General features: G+C 30.4%; 16 protein-coding genes, 1 tRNA gene, 2 other RNA genes and 1 pseudogene. 15 read left to right on the top strand and 5 right to left on the bottom strand.

The features are described 5' to 3' along the window. The first annotated feature begins 39 nt into the window (after positions 1–39). The 15 genes and pseudogenes from HMPREF9129_RS12420 to HMPREF9129_RS11045 all read left to right on the top strand — a co-directional run bounded on the left by HMPREF9129_RS12420 (position 40) and on the right by HMPREF9129_RS11045 (position 15,477). Positions 40–438, top strand: a complete 399-nt coding sequence (locus HMPREF9129_RS12420) for a hypothetical protein (RefSeq protein ID WP_004821878.1) — start codon at positions 40–42, stop codon at positions 436–438. Between the two features lie 11 nt (positions 439–449). Continuing rightward, on the top strand, positions 450–1,562 hold the full coding sequence (gene rpoD, locus HMPREF9129_RS06875) for an RNA polymerase sigma factor RpoD (protein ID WP_004821880.1): 1,113 nt from the start codon (positions 450–452) through the stop codon (positions 1,560–1,562). Then, positions 1,559–2,224 carry a tRNA (adenine(22)-N(1))-methyltransferase gene (locus HMPREF9129_RS06880; RefSeq protein WP_004821883.1) on the top strand — a complete coding sequence of 222 codons (666 nt, stop codon included), beginning with the start codon at positions 1,559–1,561 and terminating at the stop codon, positions 2,222–2,224. The genes rpoD and HMPREF9129_RS06880 overlap by 4 nt, the downstream gene beginning before the upstream one ends. Then, positions 2,221–2,997 carry a Nif3-like dinuclear metal center hexameric protein gene (locus HMPREF9129_RS06885; RefSeq protein ID WP_004821886.1) on the top strand — a complete coding sequence of 259 codons (777 nt, stop codon included), beginning with the start codon at positions 2,221–2,223 and terminating at the stop codon, positions 2,995–2,997. The genes HMPREF9129_RS06880 and HMPREF9129_RS06885 overlap by 4 nt, the downstream gene beginning before the upstream one ends. 27 nt (positions 2,998–3,024) lie before the next feature. After that, positions 3,025–3,359, top strand: an RNA gene (rnpB, locus tag HMPREF9129_RS10730) — RNase P RNA component class A. A 131-nt stretch (positions 3,360–3,490) separates the two neighbouring features. Next, positions 3,491–4,438, top strand: coding sequence for a C40 family peptidase (locus tag HMPREF9129_RS12695; protein WP_040552767.1), 948 nt, complete (start codon positions 3,491–3,493; stop codon positions 4,436–4,438). A gap of 113 nt (positions 4,439–4,551) precedes the next feature. Beyond that, a complete protein-coding gene (locus HMPREF9129_RS10690; RefSeq protein WP_050794632.1) occupies positions 4,552–5,736 on the top strand; it encodes an S-layer homology domain-containing protein in 1,185 nt (394 codons plus the stop codon). A 26-nt stretch (positions 5,737–5,762) separates the two neighbouring features. After that, positions 5,763–6,449, top strand: coding sequence for a tRNA threonylcarbamoyladenosine dehydratase (locus HMPREF9129_RS06900; protein ID WP_004821891.1), 687 nt, complete (start codon positions 5,763–5,765; stop codon positions 6,447–6,449). Positions 6,450–6,458: 9 nt separating this feature from the next. Further along, on the top strand, positions 6,459–8,639 hold the full coding sequence (locus HMPREF9129_RS06905) for an ATP-dependent helicase (protein ID WP_004821894.1): 2,181 nt from the start codon (positions 6,459–6,461) through the stop codon (positions 8,637–8,639). Next, complete coding sequence (gene ligA / locus HMPREF9129_RS06910) at positions 8,639–10,606, top strand: NAD-dependent DNA ligase LigA (protein WP_004821897.1); 1,968 nt, start codon at positions 8,639–8,641, stop codon at positions 10,604–10,606. Before HMPREF9129_RS06905 ends, ligA begins: the two co-directional genes overlap by 1 nt. Further along, on the top strand, positions 10,596–10,877 hold the full coding sequence (gene gatC, locus HMPREF9129_RS06915) for an Asp-tRNA(Asn)/Glu-tRNA(Gln) amidotransferase subunit GatC (RefSeq protein ID WP_004821898.1): 282 nt from the start codon (positions 10,596–10,598) through the stop codon (positions 10,875–10,877). The genes ligA and gatC overlap by 11 nt, the downstream gene beginning before the upstream one ends. 8 nt (positions 10,878–10,885) lie before the next feature. Further along, positions 10,886–12,322, top strand: coding sequence for an Asp-tRNA(Asn)/Glu-tRNA(Gln) amidotransferase subunit GatA (gatA, locus tag HMPREF9129_RS06920; RefSeq protein ID WP_004821899.1), 1,437 nt, complete (start codon positions 10,886–10,888; stop codon positions 12,320–12,322). Continuing rightward, a complete protein-coding gene (gene gatB, locus HMPREF9129_RS06925; protein WP_004821901.1) occupies positions 12,322–13,740 on the top strand; it encodes an Asp-tRNA(Asn)/Glu-tRNA(Gln) amidotransferase subunit GatB in 1,419 nt (472 codons plus the stop codon). Before gatA ends, gatB begins: the two co-directional genes overlap by 1 nt. Beyond that, complete coding sequence (locus HMPREF9129_RS06930) at positions 13,737–14,135, top strand: hypothetical protein (protein WP_004821902.1); 399 nt, start codon at positions 13,737–13,739, stop codon at positions 14,133–14,135. The genes gatB and HMPREF9129_RS06930 overlap by 4 nt, the downstream gene beginning before the upstream one ends. Before the next feature lie 173 nt (positions 14,136–14,308). After that, a pseudogene (locus HMPREF9129_RS11045) lies at positions 14,309–15,477 on the top strand (IS256 family transposase). Positions 15,478–15,736: 259 nt separating this feature from the next. On the opposite strand, the gene HMPREF9129_RS12905 reads toward HMPREF9129_RS11045, so the two are convergent. The 5 genes from HMPREF9129_RS12905 to HMPREF9129_RS06965 all read right to left on the bottom strand — a co-directional run bounded on the left by HMPREF9129_RS12905 (position 15,737) and on the right by HMPREF9129_RS06965 (position 21,116). Then, positions 15,737–18,982 carry a transglutaminase domain-containing protein gene (locus HMPREF9129_RS12905; protein WP_147285872.1) on the bottom strand — a complete coding sequence of 1,082 codons (3,246 nt, stop codon included), beginning with the start codon at positions 18,980–18,982 and terminating at the stop codon, positions 15,737–15,739. 384 nt (positions 18,983–19,366) lie between these two features. Next, positions 19,367–19,709: a transfer-messenger RNA gene (gene ssrA, locus HMPREF9129_RS11050) on the bottom strand. Positions 19,710–19,739: 30 nt separating this feature from the next. Continuing rightward, complete coding sequence (locus HMPREF9129_RS06955; RefSeq protein WP_004821910.1) at positions 19,740–20,312, bottom strand: VanZ family protein; 573 nt, start codon at positions 20,310–20,312, stop codon at positions 19,740–19,742. After that, positions 20,300–20,935: an HAD family hydrolase gene (locus HMPREF9129_RS06960; protein WP_004821912.1), complete on the bottom strand. Its 636-nt coding sequence runs from the start codon at positions 20,933–20,935 to the stop codon at positions 20,300–20,302. Before HMPREF9129_RS06960 ends, HMPREF9129_RS06955 begins: the two co-directional genes overlap by 13 nt. 104 nt (positions 20,936–21,039) lie before the next feature. Further along, a tRNA-Pro gene (locus HMPREF9129_RS06965) sits at positions 21,040–21,116 on the bottom strand. Between the last annotated feature and the right edge of the window lie 118 nt (positions 21,117–21,234).

The raw sequence follows: 21,234 nt of genomic DNA on the forward strand, positions 1-21,234 counted from the left end.
AAATCACGTGAACAAATTGAGAAGCAACTTATTGCACTTATGCTACATGATAGAAATCTGTTTAATTTAATTGACTCTAGTATAGAATCATATGAATTTACTGGAATAAAAGAACGGGATGCTTTTGAAATAATAAGAAATTTTTATATTGATACAGATTTAGAAAATATAGAGAAGCAAATTTTAGATAGTTGCTTAATAAGTAGAGATTACTTATCTGAACTAATGAGTGTGAATATAGATTTGAAAAATTCCATAGATATTATAAAAGAATTAATAAAGACAATTAGACATTATAATTTAGAAGATAGAAGAGATAAATTATTAGAAAAGATTAAATCTCTAGATAATCAAAATAGAAAATTTGATATGCAAGAATTAAATAGTTTGATAGATGAATTAAATGAGATAAATCTTAAACTAAATCTTCCTAGCTAGGGGGCTAAAAAATGGCAGAAAAACTTAATGGTATAAATAAACCTCATTCAAAAGAGAGTATTGTTGGGGGGTTGAGAAATATAGGCAAGGCTAAAGGTAATTTAACTTATGAAGAGATAGTTTCAGCTCTTGAAGAAATACCTTTAGAAAGTGAAGAAATAGATAAAATCTATCAAGATTTTGAAAGTGAAGGTATAGAACTTTTAGATGATGAAAAAATAGATTTGGAAATTTCGAGTCAACCAGATGACGATGAAGATATAAAGAAAGAAGATTTATCAGTTCCTAAGGGAGTTAGCGTAGATGATCCTGTTAGAATGTATCTTAAAGAAATAGGAAAGATACCTTTGCTTACTGGTGAAGAAGAAGTACTAATAGCTAAACGTATGGAAATAGGGGAAAATTTAGCTAAAAAAGAACTTGCAGAAGCTAATTTGAGATTGGTAGTTTCAATTGCTAAAAGATATGTAGGTAGAGGCATGAGTTTCTTAGATTTAATTCAAGAAGGAAACCTTGGGCTTATGAAAGCTGTTGAAAAATTTGATTACACAAAAGGATTTAAATTTTCGACATATGCAACTTGGTGGATAAGACAAGCGATAACTCGAGCTATAGCTGACCAAGCCAGGACTATAAGAATACCAGTTCACATGGTAGAAACTATAAACAAGTTGGTAAGAGTTCAGAGACAATTAGTTCAAGAACTTGGTAGAGATCCATCACCTGAGGAAATTGCTCAAGAAATGAGCTTAGATGTTGAAAAAGTAAGAGAAATTCAAAAGATTGCTCAAGAACCAGTTTCATTGGAAACACCAATAGGTGAAGAAGAAGATTCGCATTTAGGAGATTTTATACCTGATGAAGAAATCTTATCTCCTTCTGATGCCGCAACATTTACTCTTTTAAAAGAACAGTTAGAAACTGTTTTAGAGACTCTTACAGAACGAGAAAAGAAAGTTTTAACTTTAAGATTTGGTTTAGAAGATGGAAGAGCAAGAACTTTGGAAGAAGTTGGAAAAGAATTTGATGTAACTAGAGAGAGAATAAGACAAATAGAGGCCAAGGCACTTAGGAAGTTACGTCATCCAAGCAGAAGTAAAAAATTAAAGGATTTTTTGGAATGAGATTATCTGATAGATTAAAAACAATTGCAATGATGGTTACAAAAAATTCAAAAATAGCTGATATAGGCACGGATCATGGTCAAGTGCCTATTTTTCTATCTGAAAATAAAATATCTGATTATATAGTTTGCTCAGATATAAGTGAACCATCATTATTAAAGAGTAAGGAAATAGTAAAAAATTTTACTAACATATACCCAAGATTAGGTGACGGATTAAATGTCTTATTTGAAAATGAAGTGGATGAAATAATAATAGCTGGAATGGGTGGGCATTTAATCGTAAAGATTTTGGAAGAAAATTTAAATATAGTGAAAAATTTAAAGTCTATTATATTACAACCTATGCAGGCATCTGAATATTTGAGGGAGTATTTATATAGTAAGTATAAATTTTTAGATGAAAAAGTTGTTTATGAAGATTCAAAGTATTTTGAAATAATACAAGTTGTATATAGTGGAGAAGAAACAGTGGTAGATGAAATATTTTACGAAATTCCAAAATTATCTTATGAGAGAAAAGATATAGCTTGTTTAGATTTTATAGAACATAAGATTCAAAAAAATAAAGAAATAATAAGGAATGTAAAAAAATCAAATAGTGATAGCAACAAAGTAGAGACTTTAGAGTCTAAAAATTTCAATTTAGAGAGGCTTTTATGAGTTACAGAGCTGTAGATATAGTAGAATATATAGAGAAACTTGCAGACCCAAAATATCAAGAATCATGGGATAATAGTGGTTGGCAGATAAAAAGTGATGTTGATGTAAATAAGGTATTAATATGTATGGATCTTACCTTAGAAAGAATTGAATATGCATTGAAAAATGAATTTCAATTGATAATAACACACCATCCAATGTTCTTTTCAGGTATAAAATCAATACAAGATGATTATAAATCTAAGATGATTAAGAAACTTGTTATGAATAATATTTGCGTTTATTCTGCGCATACATCTTTTGATGTTTCAAATAGTGGGGTTAATAAAGTACTATTTGATTTTCTAATGTTAGAAGAGCCAAAAGATTTGATAATTACAGATAGTGGGAAAGGTCTTGGATTAATAGGTGTAAATAAAAACTTTAAGAGTATAAATGAGTTATTAAAATTTCTAGAGAGCAACTTATTAGTTGATAGTTATAAAGTATATGGTAGAAGTATCAAAGATATAAATAAAATAGCTTTGATAGGTGGCTCAGGAGCTAGTGAAATACAATCGGCAATAGACAATGGTGCTGATGTATATTTGACTTCTGATGTAAAGCACCACGATGCTCAAATCGCTTATGAAAATGATTTGATTTTAATAGATATAAGCCATAACGATAGTGAAAAATTAGCCTTGAAATGGATGAGTGAATATATAAAAGAAAAATTTGATATAGAAATTGAGACTATGTTAGATAATGCTTTTACACTAAAACTTGATTAAGGTATTTAATTTTGCTAAAATTGTTAAAGAGTAAGTTATCCAATCGCATCAATCATTTGATGAGGAAAGTCTGCGCTCCATAGAGCAGGATGCCAGTTAACGACTGGTAGGGGCGACCCTAAGGCTAGTGCAACAGAGATATACCGCCTTAAAAAGGTAAGGGTGGAAAGGCGAGGTAAGAGCTCACCAGGTTTTCAGTGATGAAAATGCTATGTAAACCCCATTCGGAGCAAGACCAAAATAGGACAAAACAGATGTTGCTCGCATCTGCCGGTAGGTAGGTCGCTTGAGTTATTTGGTGACAAATAATCTAGATAGATGATTGGACTAGACAGAACGCAGCTTATAAACTTACTCTTTTTTTATTTTAGATAAAAGATTACAAAACATTAAACCTTTTTAACTTTTTTGTAATCTTTTATTGCTTTTTTGTTACCACTTTGTTATACTTTAAAAAAGATAAGAAGTCTATAAAGTATAAGGAGTGTTTTTATTGTTTAATATAAGTAAGAGGGTGCCTCTAGGAGTTGCAGCTCTAGCAGTTGTTTCCCTATTAGGGCTAAAGGATACCGGAATTTTTATAAGCGACCATGTACAAACTACTTATAGCGGAAATCAAGTTTATTTTGAAGCTGGTGAGAAAGCCGAAATTATAGAAACTTCTGTAAGAGGTTATGTAGTTACAAAAGGCGCAGCTAAAGTAACAATACCGATGTCAAAAATTGCTGTAACAGAAGTTACAACATCAACATATAAAGTCATACAATCAGTAGCAATTAAAAATGATGAAAATCAAATTTTGAGAAATTTATTTTTAGGAGAAATTGTTACTTTAAATTCTAAAAAAGATGGAATATTTAATGTTACTACAGCAGATGGTATAACAGGAAATGTAGCTGTGGAAGCACTCGAATTTAATTCTTCTATTGTTAAATCGATGAATAAGGAAGAAGCAATTGTTAAGGCTAAAACTTTTGGTGAAAATGAAATAAAGATGACTGTAAATAAGAGCAGGGCTAGTGTAGCTAATGTATCAGCAGTTGTGTCATATTCAGCCGAAGCTGTTAGTTCAACAGCTCAAGCAGTTGTATATTCAGCTTCAAATAAACTAGGCGCTCCATATATCTATGGTTCAACTGGATCAACTGGATATGATTGTTCAGGGTTAGTTTATGCAGTATATAAAAATGAATTGGGAGTAAATCTTCCAAGAACATCTATGGAACAATCTAAATATGGAAAGCAAGTATCTAGAAATGAATTACAACCTGGAGATTTAGTATTTTTTAACACTAGAGGAAGCGGTGTTTCTCATGTCGGTATATATAAGGGAAATGGATATTTCATTCATGCTTCAACTAGTCAAGGGAAGGTAATAACTTCGAATTTAAGTGAAGATTATTATAATGAAAGATACGTAAATGCAACAAGGGTATTATAATTTAATATTTATTTAATCCAAGGGTAACCTTGGATTTTTTAATTCTTGGATAAAACGGTTGTTAATGTGATAAAAACTTATGTTATAATAAGAAGTAATATGGAGGTATGGAATTGAAAAAGATCAAATTTACGGCTATAGTATTGGGAGCTGTTACACTATTTAGCAGTTCAGTTTATGCTAAGTCTTTTAGAGATGTAAAACAAAATGGTCAATTTAAATGGATTTATTCTGAATTAAATACACTTTCTGATAGAGGTATATTTGGAGGGTATCCAGAAGGAGATTTTAGACCTAATAATCCAGTTTCTTTTTTAGAAATCATACAAGTTATAAAAAATATTAAACAGCCCTCTATTTCAGAATTAGAAGAAGCAAGGGCTAATTATTTAGAAACAATTAAAAAATATAATATACCTCATTGGGCTTATGATTCAGTAGCATATGCTTTAAATAATAATACAATAACTGAAAAGACTATAGAAGTGGCTGAAAAGAGAGGATTTTTTAGAGATAAGAATCCAACTTATCCTAATAGAAATTCTGTTACAGTTTATTTTGGAAGAGCATTTGGATTTTCAGGAATAGGTAATACTCAAATTTTAAAGCATTCTGATTTGCAAAATGTTCCGCAAGTTACGTTGGGATATTTATCAGAATTAGTTAAAAATGGAATATTTTCTGAAACGGGTAGTGAAGGAAAATTTAATGGCTCAAATTATATAAGAAGAGCGGAAGTTGTATCTATTGCAGCTAAGTCTTTAAAATTCTTAGAAAAAAATAATATTAAAACAGACAATTTAATTGATTATACGTTGATAAATAAAAAAGAAGAGACTGACAATGTTAATTCAAGTACATTGGAAGAGGTTTCTGGAGTTATAGAATCTGTAGACGTTAGTAAGAATATAATCAAAATATCATCTAAAGACTATATTGTTTTTTCGTCAACAAATGTAAGTGGTGTAGAAGGATATAATTTTGAAAATATAAATAAATTAAATGGTGCGAGAGTTACTTTAAAACATATTAATGGTGTTGTGAAAGAAATTAAAGTACATTCACATTTAGAAACTGAAAAATATAATGCTAAATTTGTTGGAAGAGTTACTGGAAAAACAATAGAAAATGATACAAATAAATTAAGTGTTAATATTTTAGTGTCAAATAATACTGAAATAGTTTCTGGAAGTAATGTTGAAATTAAAACAGTAAATAATTTTAGTATAGGAGATATCATAACTTTTGATGCAAGAATTGAAAATGGATATATTGTAGAGGTGAATATAAAGAGGTGAAGGTTTGGCCTTCACCTTTATAGGTTATGAGTTTTTTACAACGTTCAGAGATGATAATCGGAAAAGAAAATATAGGGAAATTAAAGAATTCAAAGGTTTTAGTTTTCGGAGTAGGAGGAGTAGGCGGAAGCTTAGTTGAAAGTCTTACAAGAGCTGGGATAGGACAAATTGATATAGTTGATAGAGATGTATTTGACATAACCAACTTAAATAGACAAGTTATGGCTACTTTAGATTCTGTTGGGAATTCAAAGGTTGAAGAGACTAAGAAGAGACTTTTAAGTATTAATTCTGATTTGATATGTAATTCTTTTTTTAAAGAGCTAAATGAAAATACTATAGATGAATTTGATTTAGAAAGTTATACATATATTGCAGATGCTATAGACTCTGTTAGTTCAAAAGTTCTTCTTGCAAAAACTTGTGAAGATAGAAAAATAAAGCTTATTTCTTCAATGGGGGCAGGAAATAGGTTAGATCCAACAAAATTTATGATATCTGATATATCAAAAACTCACAGTGACCCTTTGGCAAAGGTTATGAGAAAAAAGTTGAAGGAAGCTGGTGTAAAAAACTTAAATGTGTTTTCTCTACAGAGCTGCCAACAAAACCTATATATAATGTGGAAAAGAGTTCAACACCAGGTTCAATGTCCTTTGTACCACCGGTGTGTGGTATGGTTATGGCGTCGCAAATTGTTAGAGAAATTATAGGGGAATAAAATGAATTATAAAGATTTAAACGATAGACAAAGTGAAGCGCTTTATCAAACGGATGGAGCTGTTTTAATATTAGCTGGAGCCGGTTCAGGAAAGACAAAAGTAGTTACAAATAAGATAGCTTACTTGATAGAAGAAAAAAATATATTTCCAAGTTCTATTTTGGCAATAACATTTACAAATAAAGCGGCTAAGGAAATGTTAGAAAGAGTGGATAAACTCATTGATGAAGAGGCAAGTTCAATGTGGATAGGAACTTTCCACTCAATTTGTATGAGAATTTTGAGAAAGAATATTGAAAGAATAGGATATACATCTAATTTTACAATATACGATTCGGGTGACCAAAATACTCTTGTATCAGACTGTATAAAAGAGCTGAATTTAAGTAAGTATGTTTATAAGAGCAGGGGAATACTAGCTACTATTTCTCATTTGAAAAATGAAGATATAGATCCTGATTCATATATAAAAGAACATTATGTAGATTTTTATGCAAGAAATGTTGGAGAAATATATTCGTTATATCAGTCCAAACTTAAGAGTAATAATGCTCTTGATTTTGATGATTTAATAATAAAGACAGTTGAATTGTTAGAAGAGAATGAAGATATTAGAAAATTCTATAATTTAAAGTTTAAGTATATATTTGTAGATGAGTATCAAGACACTAATAATATGCAGTATAGATTTATCAGACTTATAAGTGGAGAAAATCCAAACCTGACAGTTGTTGGGGACAATGACCAATCTATTTATGCGTGGAGAGGTGCTGATATATCTAATATTTTAAATTTTGAAAGAGATTTTAAAGATGCAAAAGTAATTTTACTTGAGCAAAATTATAGGTCTACAACAAATATATTAAACATTGCAAATAATGTCATAAGTTACAATCCAAATAGAAGGGATAAAAATTTATGGAGTTCTAAAGGCGCTGGAGAGAAAGTAAAATATAGACAATTTAGACATTCTTCAGAAGAAGAACATGGTGTAGTTCAAAGAATACAACAGTTAAATTATAAGGGCTATAATTATTCTGATATGGCCATTTTATATAGAACTAATGCTCAATCAAGAGGGTTTGAAGAAGCTTTAGTAAGAGAAACAATACCTTATAGAATGATAGGTGGCCTTAAGTTTTATGACAGAAAAGAAGTCAAAGATATAATGGCTTATTTAAAACTTATACAAAATACAAGTGATGATGTAGCTCTATTGAGAATAATAAATGTTCCAAAGAGAGGAATAGGAGATAGTACAACGGCTAAAATTGCCGAGTATGCTGCACCAAGAGGGATGAGTTTGTACGATGTTATATCAAGTAACGAATGTATGGATGAATTACAACTAAGAGCTCAAAAGAAACTTAAAGAATTTAGAGATTTAATAGAGTTACTTAGAAATCATATTGATGATTTAGGACTATCTGAATTTATAGAGAGAGTTATCTATGAATCAGGTTATGTGAGAGAATTGGAGGCGGAAAATACTGTAGAAGCTAGAACAAGAATAGAAAATATAAGAGAGCTTTTATCAACAGCTGTTGAAAGCGAAAGAAGAGATGAAACAGTAACATTAGAAGATTTCTTGGCAGGAGTTTCACTGTTATCAGATGTGGATAAATCAAGTGATGACAAGGGTGTAAATCTTATGACCATACATGCGTCAAAAGGTTTGGAATTTAAAGTTGTATTTTTAGTGGGACTTGAAGAAAAGTTATTCCCATCAGCTAGGTCTATCGAAGAAGATGAGGATGTTGAAGAAGAGAGAAGACTTTGCTATGTTGCTGTGACAAGAGCGGAAGAGGAGCTTTATATAAGTTCAGCTGAAACGAGAACTATGTATGGTAGAACAACACCAAGTTTAGAGTCTAGATTTATCAACGAAATGGGAGAAGATTTAGAGAAGACAAAACCAGAAGTTGAATATAAGTCCAGAACCCATTTAGTAGAAGTAAAAGATTTCACACAGTATAAACCTAAAAAGGAAGAGAAAAAACAAGTTGATAAAGCTGTATTGGAGCTTTCAGTAGGTGATAAAGTATTCCATAAAAAGTGGAAAACGGGTATGATAGTATCTAAGACAGAAAAGGGCGACGATTATGAAATAGTGGTTTCTTTTGATGGTAAAGGACTTAAAAAACTTATGCTTTCAATGGCACCACTAACATTGGTGGAATAATGGATAGAATAAAGGAATTAGTTAAGTTATTAAACGAACATAATTATAGATATTATACTTTGGATAATCCATCTATATCTGACAAAGAGTATGATAGATTATACGACGAATTAAAAGAATTGGAAAGTTCTACAGGTATAATTTTAGCTGATTCTCCAACAAACAGAATTGGTGGAGAAGTATTAGATAAGTTTGAAAAGCATGAACACATTAGACAGCTTTATTCAATGGATAAGGCTCAGAGTATAGAGCAATTAGTTTCGTGGCATGAGAGAAATTTTAGAACTGCTCAGTTACTCGGGTTTGAATTAGATTATGTTGTGGAATTAAAATTTGATGGGTTAACTATAAACTTAACATATAAAGATGGTAATCTTTTTACTGCCTCTACAAGAGGAAATGGAAGTGTTGGAGAAAAGATTTTAGAACAGATAAAGACAATATACTCTATTCCTTTGACAATTGATTTTAAAGGAATTATGGAAGTTCAGGGAGAGGGTTTGATGCCACTTCATGAACTTGAAAGATATAATAAGACTCATGAAGAAAAATTAAAAAATGCTAGAAATGCAGCAGCCGGTGCACTTAGAAATTTAGACCCAAAAGTTACAGCACAGAGAAATTTAACTGCTAATTTTTATAACATAGGATATATAGAGGGAAAAGATTTTGAATCTGACCTTGATATGAAAGAGTTTTTGAGAGAAAATAGATTTAAAGTTGACTCTCACTACTACCATTGCAAGAAGATAGATGAAGTTATAGAAATCATAAATAAAATATCTGAAATTAGAAGTACCTTAGACATATTAATTGACGGTGTTACTGTAAAAGTAAATAATTTCAAATTAAGAAATGAGTTAGGGTATACAAACAAATTTCCAAGATGGGCAATAGCTTATAAATTTGAAGCAGAGGAAGTAGTTACAAAACTATTAGATGTGATTTGGAATGTTGGTAGAACGGCAAAGGTAACTCCTTCAGCGGTTCTTGAACCTGTAGATATAGGCGGGGTTACAATTCAAAGAGCAACACTTAACAATTATGATGATATTTTAAGAAAGAACGTGGAAATAGGCGGTAATGTAATTATAAGACGTTCAAATGATGTTATACCTGAAATACTTGGTTCTGTACCTACGGATGAGCCAACTAAAAAAATTGAAAAACCTGTAAATTGTCCTTATTGTGGAAGTGAGCTCTATCAAGATGGAGTTCACATATTTTGCCCAAATACAATGAGTTGTGTACCACAATTGGTCTCAAGACTAACTCATTTTGCATCAAGAGATGCTATGAATATAGAAGGCTTGAGTGAAAAAACAATAATGCAGTTATTGAGTGAGCTAAACATAAGAGAAATTCCTGACTTATATAGATTGAAAAAAGAGGATTTATTAGAGTTAAGGGGATTTAAAGACAAGAAAGTAAATAATTTATTGCAAGCTATAGAATTATCTAAACATGTGAACTTGAATAATTTTATATACGCACTTGGAATAAGAAATGTTGGCATTAAAAGTGCTACAGACTTGGCTAAAAATTATAAAAGTTTTGAAAATTTTAGAACTGCAAAGTATGATGAGTTAGTGCAAATGGAAGATGTAGGACCGATTACAGCTAAGGATATAGTTGAATTTTTAAATGATGATAAAATTTCAAACTCAATAGATGAATTATTAGAGCTTGGAGTAGAGCCTATTTATGAAGAAATTGTTCAAGAAGATTCAAAATTTACGGATAAAAAAGTTGTAATAACAGGTAAATTATCAATGCCTAGAAAAGATTTAGAGTCCATCTTAGAGTCTAAAGGTGCTAAGATAGTATCAGCAGTTAGTAAAAATACAGACTATGTAATAGCAGGAGAAGATGCTGGCTCAAAATATCAAAAAGCGATAGATTTAAATATAAAAGTTATAGATGAACAAGAATTAAATGAAATGTTAGGAGGAAGCTATGAATCTTGAGGAAATTAAACATATAGCGGATATAGCTATGATAGAGTTTAGTGAAGAGGAGTTAAAAGGATTCCAAGATAATTTCAATGAAACTTTTGCATTAGTAGATGAGATTAAAAATTTAAACTTAGATGATTTAGAGATGACTTTTCATGTAAATGACACAACTAATAATCTGAGACCAGATGAAATTAAAAATAGTTTGAAAGTTGAAGAAGCTACCAAGAATACAGCTGAAGAAAAATACGGATATTTTAAGATAATTAAGTTTGTAGAGTAGGAGGCAAAATGGATTTAACCAAATTAAAAGGTCATGAGCTTATAAAAGGATATGAAAATAGAGATTTCAGTTGTAGAGAAGTCACTGAAGCCTATTTAAAAAATATAAAAGAAAAAGATGAAGAAATTAATGCTTATATAACTATAACAGAAGAATTAGCACTTGAGAATGCAAGTAAGGTAGATCAAAAATATGAAAATAGAGAGCACTTAGGTATACTTGCGGGAATTCCAACGGCAATAAAGGACAATGTTGCCGTAAAAGATGTGAGAATGACTTGTGCTTCTAAGATGTTAGAGAATTTTATATCTCCTTATAATTCAAATGTATCTGAAAAGATATTAGAATGTGATGGCGTTATTCTTGGAAAAGTAAATATGGATGAATTTGCAATGGGAGCGACTACAAGAACATCATATTTTGGAAATACAAAGAACCCATTAGACACAAATCTTGTTCCGGGAGGGTCAAGCGGAGGCTCTGCAGCAGCTGTAGCAAGTCATGAGGCAGCTATAGCAATAGGAACTGATACTGGAGGGTCAACAAGACAACCTGCAGGTTTCTGCGGGATTGTAGGGTTTAAACCTACGTATGGAACTGTGTCAAGATATGGCGTGTCAAGCATGGCAAATACATTTGATACTGTTGGTACAATGGGAAGAGATGTAGAAGATGCTCATTTGTTGATGAAATCTATTGCAGGAAGAGACTTAAGAGATGCCACTTCTGTAAAAAATGATTCTATTTTTGATGAAATAAACTATGAAAATTCAAATTATTTAAAGGAAATGAAAATAGCAGTGCCTAAAGAATATTTAGCTATGGATTTAAATTCTACTGTTATGAATAATTATAGAGAAACTATAGAAATTTTAAAAAGAGAAGGAGCTAAAGTTGAAGAAGTTTCATTAAAATCTCTTGAGTACACTATACAAACTTATCATATATTGGTAAATGGAGAAATAGCTTCTAATTTAGCAAGATTTGATTCTCTAAGATATGGACATAGAACTAACAGTGAATATTATTCTTACGAGGAAATGTTTAAGAAAAGTAGAGCTGAAGGTTTTGGAGAGGAAGTTAAAAAAAGAATTATGGTGGGAACTCATATATTGAGTTTAGACTTAGCAAATGAATATTATTATAAAGCATTGAAAGTAAGAACAATGATAAAGAATGAATATGAAGATATATTTAAAAATTTTGATTTGATATTAAGTCCAACTGCACCAGTGTTACCTTTTGAATTGAATTCAGATATGAAACCAGTTGAAATATATCAAGCTGATTTATTTACTATTCCTGCTAATATGTCAGGCTGTCCTTCTATATGTGTACCATTTAAGAATTCAGATTTTCCAACAGGAATAATGTTTACAGCAAGTAGATTTAAAGACAGTAAATGTATTAAAGCTGGAGTTGGATTTGAAAGGAGTGTGAAATAATGAGCTATAAAACAATTGTTGGGCTTGAAATTCATGTTGAACTTTCTACCAAGACAAAAGCTTTTTGTAGTTGTGAAAATACTTTTGGGGGTGAACCTAATTCAAGAGTTTGTCCTGTTTGCTTAGCTCTTCCAGGGGCAACTCCTGTTCTAAATGAACAAGTTGTCAAATATACTGTAATGTCAGGTTTGGCATTAAATTGTACAATCAACCACAATTCTAAGTTCGACAGAAAAAATTATTTCTATCCTGATTTGACTAAAGGATTCCAAATAACTCAAAATTATATGCCTCTTTGTACAGAAGGGTATCTAGAAATAGATGGTGACGAAGGACTGAAAAAAGTAGGAATTTTCCAAATTCAAATGGAAGAAGATACTGGTAAGTCTTTACATTCAGATGATGAAACATTACTTGACTATAATAGATGTGGCGTTCCTCTTATTGAGATAGTTTCAAAACCTGATATGAATTCAGGAAGAGAAGGAAGAGAATTTTTAGAAAAGCTAAAAAACACTCTAAAATATATAGGTGTGTCTGATGTAAAAATGGAAGAGGGTTCTTTGAGATGTGATGTAAATGTCAACATCAAAGATGAAGAAACTGGCAAGAAAACGGCTATTACAGAGGTTAAGAACTTAAATTCATTTAGAGCTGTTGAAAAAGCTATAGATTATGAAGTGCAAAGACATATTAAAATACTTGAAAGTGGAGAAGATGAACCAAAGACAACTAGACGTTGGGATGATGTAAACAATGAAACAGTATTGATGAGAGTTAAATATACTGCGGCGGATTACAGATTTGCTCCAGAAGGTGACTTGGTTTCTGTAGTTATAGATGATGAATATATAGAACAAGTTAGAAAAGAACTTCCTGAACTACCAGAGGCTAAGAAGGAAAGATTTATGAATGAATATGGTCTTTCAGAATATGATGCCAAAATTCTAACTTCAACTAAGCAACTTTCAAATTATTTTGATGATGTAGCTAAGAATTTTAATGACTATAATATGGTTAGTAACTGGATAATGACAGAAGTTCTAAGACGTGTAGATGATTTAGAAAATGGATTTAGTTTGCCGTTTGAAGAAGAAGATTTTATTGAGCTATTAACTTTAATAAAATCAGGTAAAATTAACAATAATGCTGGTAAAAAAGTTCTTAGAGAGATGTTTGAAACTTCAAAAAAGCCTATGGAAATAATCGAAGAAAAAGGACTTATACAAGTTTCTGATGACTCACAAATAGAAATATGGGTTGATGAAGTGTTGGGTGAAAATCCTCAATCTATAGAAGATATTAAAAATGGTAAGGATAGAGCTTTCGGTTTCTTGGTTGGACAAGTTATGAAGAAGTCTAAAGGTAAAGCTAATCCTGGAGTAGTTAATGAAATTTTAAAGAGTAGAGTACAATGAAAGAAAATAAATATACAGTTTTTTTAGTTTATTTTATTGGACTAGCTGCTATTTTAATATTGAATTTATTGCTTGGTTGGATAACTATGAATTATAAGAATGAAAATGGTTTTGTTACGTTTTTGATATTTTTAATACCACTTATTGAAGGTATAATAATTGGTGGTTTATCAATTTTAGTGTATAAGTTACAAATTATTTTCAACAATAGATATTTTATATTTTTGACAGTTGTATTTTTTGGTTTAGTAGTAACTTTACCAACACCTATATCAGGTTTTATAAAGTTATATTTAGGCGTAATGGCTTTGGCAACTTTGATTGGAAATAGTAAAAGAGATAAGTTGATAAGTGATATGCAAAATAAAAAATCAAAAAAGAGAAAAAAGAAATAATATTCCTAAATAAAAAGATGATGTTGCAGAATAGATGACTCTACTCTGCGACATCATTTGAGACTGTAAAATAGTTTGTGTATGACGAATCCTCCTGATAAGATAATACTAATCAGGAGGATTTTAATATGTCAAGGAAAAGACCGGAAACCAGACTAAATAAAATATCAAAGATGCTAATCGAAGAATACCAACCGGAAACTGTACAAGATCTGCAAGATGCATTAAAAGACATTTTAGGGGACACTACGGAGCAAATGTTAAAAGCAGAACTAGATGAGCATTTAGAATATGAATATGTTGAAAAATCATTATCACTAAACACTAGGAATGGTTCAAGTAAGAAAACCGTCAAACCATCTTATGGGAGATATAGATCTAGCTATACCAAGAGATAGAGAAGGCTCCTTTGAACCACAAGTTCTTAAAAAATATGAAAAAGACATATCAAACATAGAAAATCAAATAATATCTATGTATGCCAAAGGAATGACAACAAGAGACATATCAAGTAATGTCAAAGAAGTATATGGATTTGGAGTATCAGAAGGTATGGTAAGTAAAATAACCAATAAAATACTTCCAACAATAGAAGAGTGGCAAAATAGACCTTTAGAAAAAATCTACCCTATGCTGTTTTTAGACACAATCCATTACTATGTAAGAGAAAATGGTATAATAGTAAAAAAAGCAGTATATATAGCCTTAAGATACAATTTAGAGGGCTTTAAAGAGATATTAGGTATGTGGGTTGGAGAAAATGAATCAAGCATACTGGCTCTTAGTATTAAATCAGCTAAAAGAAAGAGGATTAGAAGATGTATTCATAGTTTCAACAGATAACTTAACAGGATTTAGTGAAGCTATAGAATCAGTATATCCAAAGGCAGAAATACAAAAATGTATAATCCATCAAATAAGAAAATCAACAAAATTTGTATCATATAAAGATATAAAAGAACTAATGAAAGACTTAAAATCAGTATATAAAGCACCTACAGAAGAACTTGCCTCAATAAATTTAGATATTTTCGAAGATAAGTGGGGTAAAAAGTATCCAATGTGTGTTAACTCTTGGAGAAATAATTGGGCTGAACTATCCACCTATTTCAAATATCCGGAAGGAATAAGAAAACTAATATATACAACAAATGCCATGGAAAGCTTTAACAGGCAACTCAGAAAAGTAACGAAAAACAAGACAATATTTCCTAACGACTATTCCCTACAAAAGAGCTTGTACCTTTCAATGGTAGATGCATCTAGCAAGTGGGCCACTAGAATAAGGGGCTGGGATAAGATATTGTCGCAATTAACAATATTTTTTGAAGGCAGAATATAATTTTTTGCCTTCAACATAATAAAAAAACAATTAGGCAAAAAAAGGTGGATTTTTAGTATAAATCTTGACCTTTTAATTTAGTTGTGCCAAAATTAGTTTACAAAGATTCTAAAATTGAATTTTTGAATATATTAAATTTTAAGATATTTTTTAGAAAAATATTAGCCATATCCTATCAGGAGGGGCTGATACACAAAACTTTTCACATTACATACACTTACCTTTTAACACTACCTACAGACCCATTTATTTTTGTTTTCTATGCTTCTTCTGTTCCTGTTTCTACTTCTGCTTCTTTTGAAATTTCTTCTACAGACTCTAAATCTTTTGATTCTTCTGCTATATTTTCTTCTGTAACTTCTAATAATGTTTCATCAGAAGGTCTAACCATTTTTAGCAACTCTTTATTTTCTTTATCTTTTTGTTTTACTTCTTTTTCTCTATTTGTAAAATCTTCTGAACCTACTATTTCTATTTTTGTATCTCCATCAACTGATTTTTCATATTTAAATGTTTCTTCTGTGTAATCTTCAGGAGCTTTTTCTACATAATCTTCATCCCATGTTCTTGTTTTCTTCATTGTTTCATCTGATTTTAAGAAGTTATCATATGTTTTAAAGTTAGGGTCTGATGTGTATAGTTTACCATTTCTAAATACCTTTGGGTCATCATGTGTTACGTCTATATGATACCATTTTCCGTCAACCTTAACTGCATTCCATGCGTGGTTCTGTTGGTCTGTACTTTGAATATTAAAGTTTTCGGCTTTAATTTTCTTGTGCTTTTCTTCTAGTTTTTTAGCTCTCATATCATCATCTTTTATCTTATTTGGTGATATGTGGAATCCTACTACTACTTTTGAGTCCAAGCCTGCTCTTTCTGCCATTCTTGCAAATGTCATTGCATAGGCTTCACAGACCCCACCATCTCCAAATAGGATTGAACTTGGAAGTTGTTCATTATAATTTTTTCTTTCTAAGTCTACTTTGTTATCATTAACTTTATAGTTTGTATTTTCTATGATGTAGTCATGAATTACTTTAACTTTTTGTACTTCTGTTAAATCCTTACCTTCTATATTTTCTTTAATATACTTATCTATTTTATCTTCTATTTGTTTTAAAGTTTCCTTATTCTCACCATAATTAAATGTTAATTCTACATTCCCTTTTCTGTCATTTTCTGTTAAGTTATTTATAGAATCCATTGTAGTATAATATGTGAAATTCCAGTTCCTAACATATCTTACGTTTGCATCTGTAGATTTATTGTTAAGTTCTGTAATTACATCTTTTACTTCTCCAACCTTAGCTACAAATTGTGCTTGTGGTGCAAGATAATAGATGTGTTTCTTTAAAAATTCTTTTAAACCTTCTTTATTACCCGTAAAATCTCTTTCATTGAACTTTAAAACTTTATCATAATCTATTTTATCTTTCTTTATTTCTGCAATTGTAACAGAATCCATTGTTTTTTCTGTAACTTCTTCTTTTTCTTGTTCTTTTTCTTGTTCTTCTTTTTCTTTTTCAGCTAGTTTTTCTTCTTTTAATCTGTTAATTTCTTCTTTTGTCTTGATATCTGTTAGAAATTCTATGTCTTTGATACCCTTTTCTGTTAATTCTCTAATTGCATCTGCTCTTGCTTCTGCTAGTGCTAATTTATGTTGTTCTAATCTTTTTAGACCCTCTTTTTCTATTTCTTCTTTTGTTTTTAAATTATCTAAGAATGAAATATCTTGTATACCCTCTCTTTGTAATAACTCTTTATAGCTTTCTAGCATTTCTATTCTATCTGTTTGTTCTCTTGCTGCTTGTTCTCTTGCTGCTTGTTCTCTTGCTGCTTGTTCTCTTGCTGCTTGTTCTCTTGCTGCTTGTTCTCTTGCTGCTTGTTCTCTTGCTGCTTGTTCTTTTGCTGCTTGTTCTCTTGCTGCTTGTTCTTTTGCTGCTTGTTTGTGTTCTTCTATTTTCTTTTCTACTTCTCTGTTTAGTTCTTCTACTGTTTTGTAATTATAGATAAAATCTGTTTCTTTTACCCCTGCTGCTTGTAGTTTTTGTAGTGCTTCGTTTTGTGCTAATTTTAATTTCTTTTGTTTTTCTTGTTCTTCTTTTTGTTTTCTTTCTAATTCTTTTTGACGAACTGCTTTTTCATGTGCGATTCTATCTCTTTCTTCTTGTGCTTTTATTGCATTTTCATATAGTTGCTTTATAATATATGGATTTCCATTTTCTAAAATTGCATATTCTGTGGCTTTATCATTAATACCCATCTTCCTTAGTTGGTCGATATATGCATCTTTTAACCCTCTAAATAACTCTCTGTCTGGTTTTCCAATTGTTTCTTTATATTTTGTTACATCTGGGAAGTCATCTTCTAATGGTGCTACAAATTCTGGTTTTTTTTCTGATGGTGCTGGTTTAAGATTAATTTCTCCATCTTTTGTTTCTGTTAAGTGTTTTAATTGTTCTTCTGTATATTGTCCTTTTACATCTTTATAATCTTCTTCTCTGTTGTATTGTTCAAAGTCTATTGGGTTTTCATCATAACCTGTAATTATTTCTATTTTTGTTTTTTTCCTACTATCTTCTGTTTCTGTTAAGTGTTTTAGTTGTTCTTCTGTATATTGTCCTTTTACTTCTTCTTTATTGTATTGTTCAAAGTCTATTGGGTTTTCATCATAACCTGTGATTATTTCTGGTTTAAATGGTTTTATTGGTTTTAATGGTTCTACTTTTTTATTGTCTTTTGATTTCTCTATTTTCGGTTCTTGTTTTGTTGTCTTTTGGTCTTTATATATTAATTCTGCTAAATCTTCAAAATATCTATTTTCCCATTCTTTAAATTCTACATATTCGTATGATGTTTGTACTTCTGCTTTCTTTAAGTTGTCTTTTGTTTCTTCTTCTATTGTGTGTAGTGCAAATTCTGCTTTTACTTCTTTATCTGATTTGATTTGTGATGCAAAGTAACCCTCTTTTGTGTTAATTAAGATTTGTTTTGTTTCTGGGTGTTTATAATACCCTATGTTTAATACTTTTGCTAAATCTGATAGTCTAAAATAGTTTCTTCCATTGATTAGAAAACCCTTTAAGTTAAAGTATTTTCCGTTTACCATTATTTTATGTTTTGTATTTAGTACTAATGTATTTAAAAAGTTTCCTTCTTTTGCTTGTGTTTCTAATACTGTTTTTAATGCTTCTCTATTTTTAACATCTGTGCCTAGTTTGATTTCTTGTTTTGCATCATCAAAGTTGATTTTAACCCCTTTGCTTGCGTTTGCATTGATTATGTTTACAAATTCTCTTAATTGTATATAGTTTGTTCCCCCAATTTCTACATTTTGCATATTGCTGGATTTTTTATTTTCTAGGTTTATTTTCTTTGTTGTTTCTTTTATTTTGAGGTTGTTTTGTCCTACCCCTTGTACTGAATTTGTGTTTGCTACTGTTCCTAATAGTGTTCCAAATACAATCCCTTTTAGTATTACATTCTTTACGTTTTCATTCATCTTATATTTCCTTTCTTTTCTTTTTGATGGGAGTACCATCAGCCTTTTTAGTGTCCTTAAATTCTTTTGTATTTACAATATTTGTTAGACTTATTAGTACTAGACCTGTTATGATGGTTGCTAGTTTTAAATTTTTGCATATGTTTTCCTGACTGCTTACTAGTATAATACACTTAAATTAGAAAAAAGAAAATAGAAATAAATAAAAATAAATATTATTAAATTAAGGGTTAAAGTATAAATAAAAACACTTATTTAAAAGAAATAGTAAGTATAAAACTTTATAATGAACTGACCTCATAATGCTAAATTTCTTGGTCCAACTTTAGGGGTTCAGTTTACATAAAAAATCCAACCTTGTAAAATACAAGGTTGGATTTAGTGTGGTGGAGGCGGCGGGAGTCGAACCCGCGTCCGAAAGCCCTTTACAGACAGCTTCTCCGAGTGCAGTTACATCATTTAAATTCGATTTAAATCCTCGACGAACAAAGTATTTAAATTATAACAACATTAATACCCACTAAGCTATGTTGTCTTCCCTAGTTTTGTGTCCCGTTAATTTGACACCTTACTCTAAGCCACGGGGTTCAAAGAGAAGATGAGCTGCGCTTAGGCAGCAAACGCTAATTCGTTATTGTCGTTTAATTTTTTTTGAGACTTTTACGTTGTTCTCAAAACGACTCGCTACTGTAAGCTCCAAACCCCCGTCGAAACCAGTTTCGCCCCCAAGGTAAGTAAGACCATTATAAATTAAAAACTACTTTCGGTCAATTAAACTTAAATAATAACCAAAGATTCCGCCAATAAAATTTAATAAAAAATCATCTATATCAAAAGTTCGGCCAACTGTGAGTTGTATAATTTCTATTGATAAAATGGCCATGGCAAGTATTAGAGAAATACTCTTTGCTTTTTTTAATTGAGGATATATTTTTGTGAGTAGGTATCCAAATGGAACGAATAAAAATGTATTTCCAAAGATATTTAATATTGTATGAGATATACTGGCATATAATATATAGTTTCTAATAGTTCTAAAAGGAACTAAATTTATTTTAGAATGTTCCAATATATTTTTGAAATTTCCTGCCATGTCAAAATATTGCGTGCTGTTAGAGCCGACAACGTATGAGTTTGGCATAAAAAGGAATATGCTCATAGTCAATATATAAGAATAGAAAATACTGATATATAGTTCTCTAATTGGTGAAGAACCTTTTTTCAAATGAGGGAAAAAATGAGTTCTTATAATTGAGAAACAAATAAATGTTACTGAAAATATTATTATCGCCTTTGAAAGAAAAAATAAAATCAATTTTATATCATCCAATCTGTAAAATTTTCTATATAGAAATCACACTCTTTTTTGAGCATTTCATAGTTGGCAATTGAATATTGGTCAATTACACAACAAGTTTTTATTCCGGATTTTTTTGCAGCCAATAGGGCAAATTCAGAATCATCAAATAGAAGTGTAGAGCTTGCTGAAATATTTTCAATGTTTAATATTTTATCAAAGAATTTAGGAGAATCTTTTTTCTCACCAACGGTATCTGATGTGTATATTCCGTCAAAATAATGGTATATTCCAAATTTATCTAAAGTAGGCTTTACAAATTCTTCATTTGTAGCAGTTGCAAGCAGTACTTTTTTTCCAAGTTTTTTATATTTTTTTAAAACTTCTATAGCGCCAACTTTAGGGTCTACTTCATTTAAATAGAAATACATTACTGTATTTTTAAAATCTTTATGAATTTTATCTGAGCTTTCTGGAAGGTTGTAATATTCTTTTAAAAAAGCTGAACTCATTACAAGGCTCATAGTGCTCATAGTTTTAATGACGTCATCTGTTATTTTTAGATTTTTACGAAGTAGAAAGTTACTTCCCAGATTTTTCCACATATGCATGGAATCTAAGAGAGTACCATCTAAATCGAACATAATTGTGTTCATATAAGCTCCTTATTTATAGAAATATAAACCTTATAAGAAATAAGGTTTATCTCATTGTTTAAATTTAGGTATAAAAAAAGCACCGCTAATGCGATGCTTTTTGATGGTCGGGGTGAGAGGATTTGAACCCCCGGCCCCATGGTCCCAAACCACGTGCGCTACCAAACTGCGCTACACCCCGAAATCAAAGTACTAATAAATTATAATTCTATTATGACAATTTTGCAAGTCTTTTTTTGTATCTTTTAAAAAGTTTTTTATAAGACTTTGAAATTAATCATTTTTTGAATTCAATTAAT

It is taken from the genome of Peptoniphilus indolicus ATCC 29427 (assembly GCF_000227315.1).
Classification (GTDB): Bacteria; Bacillota; Clostridia; order Tissierellales; family Peptoniphilaceae; genus Peptoniphilus; species Peptoniphilus indolicus.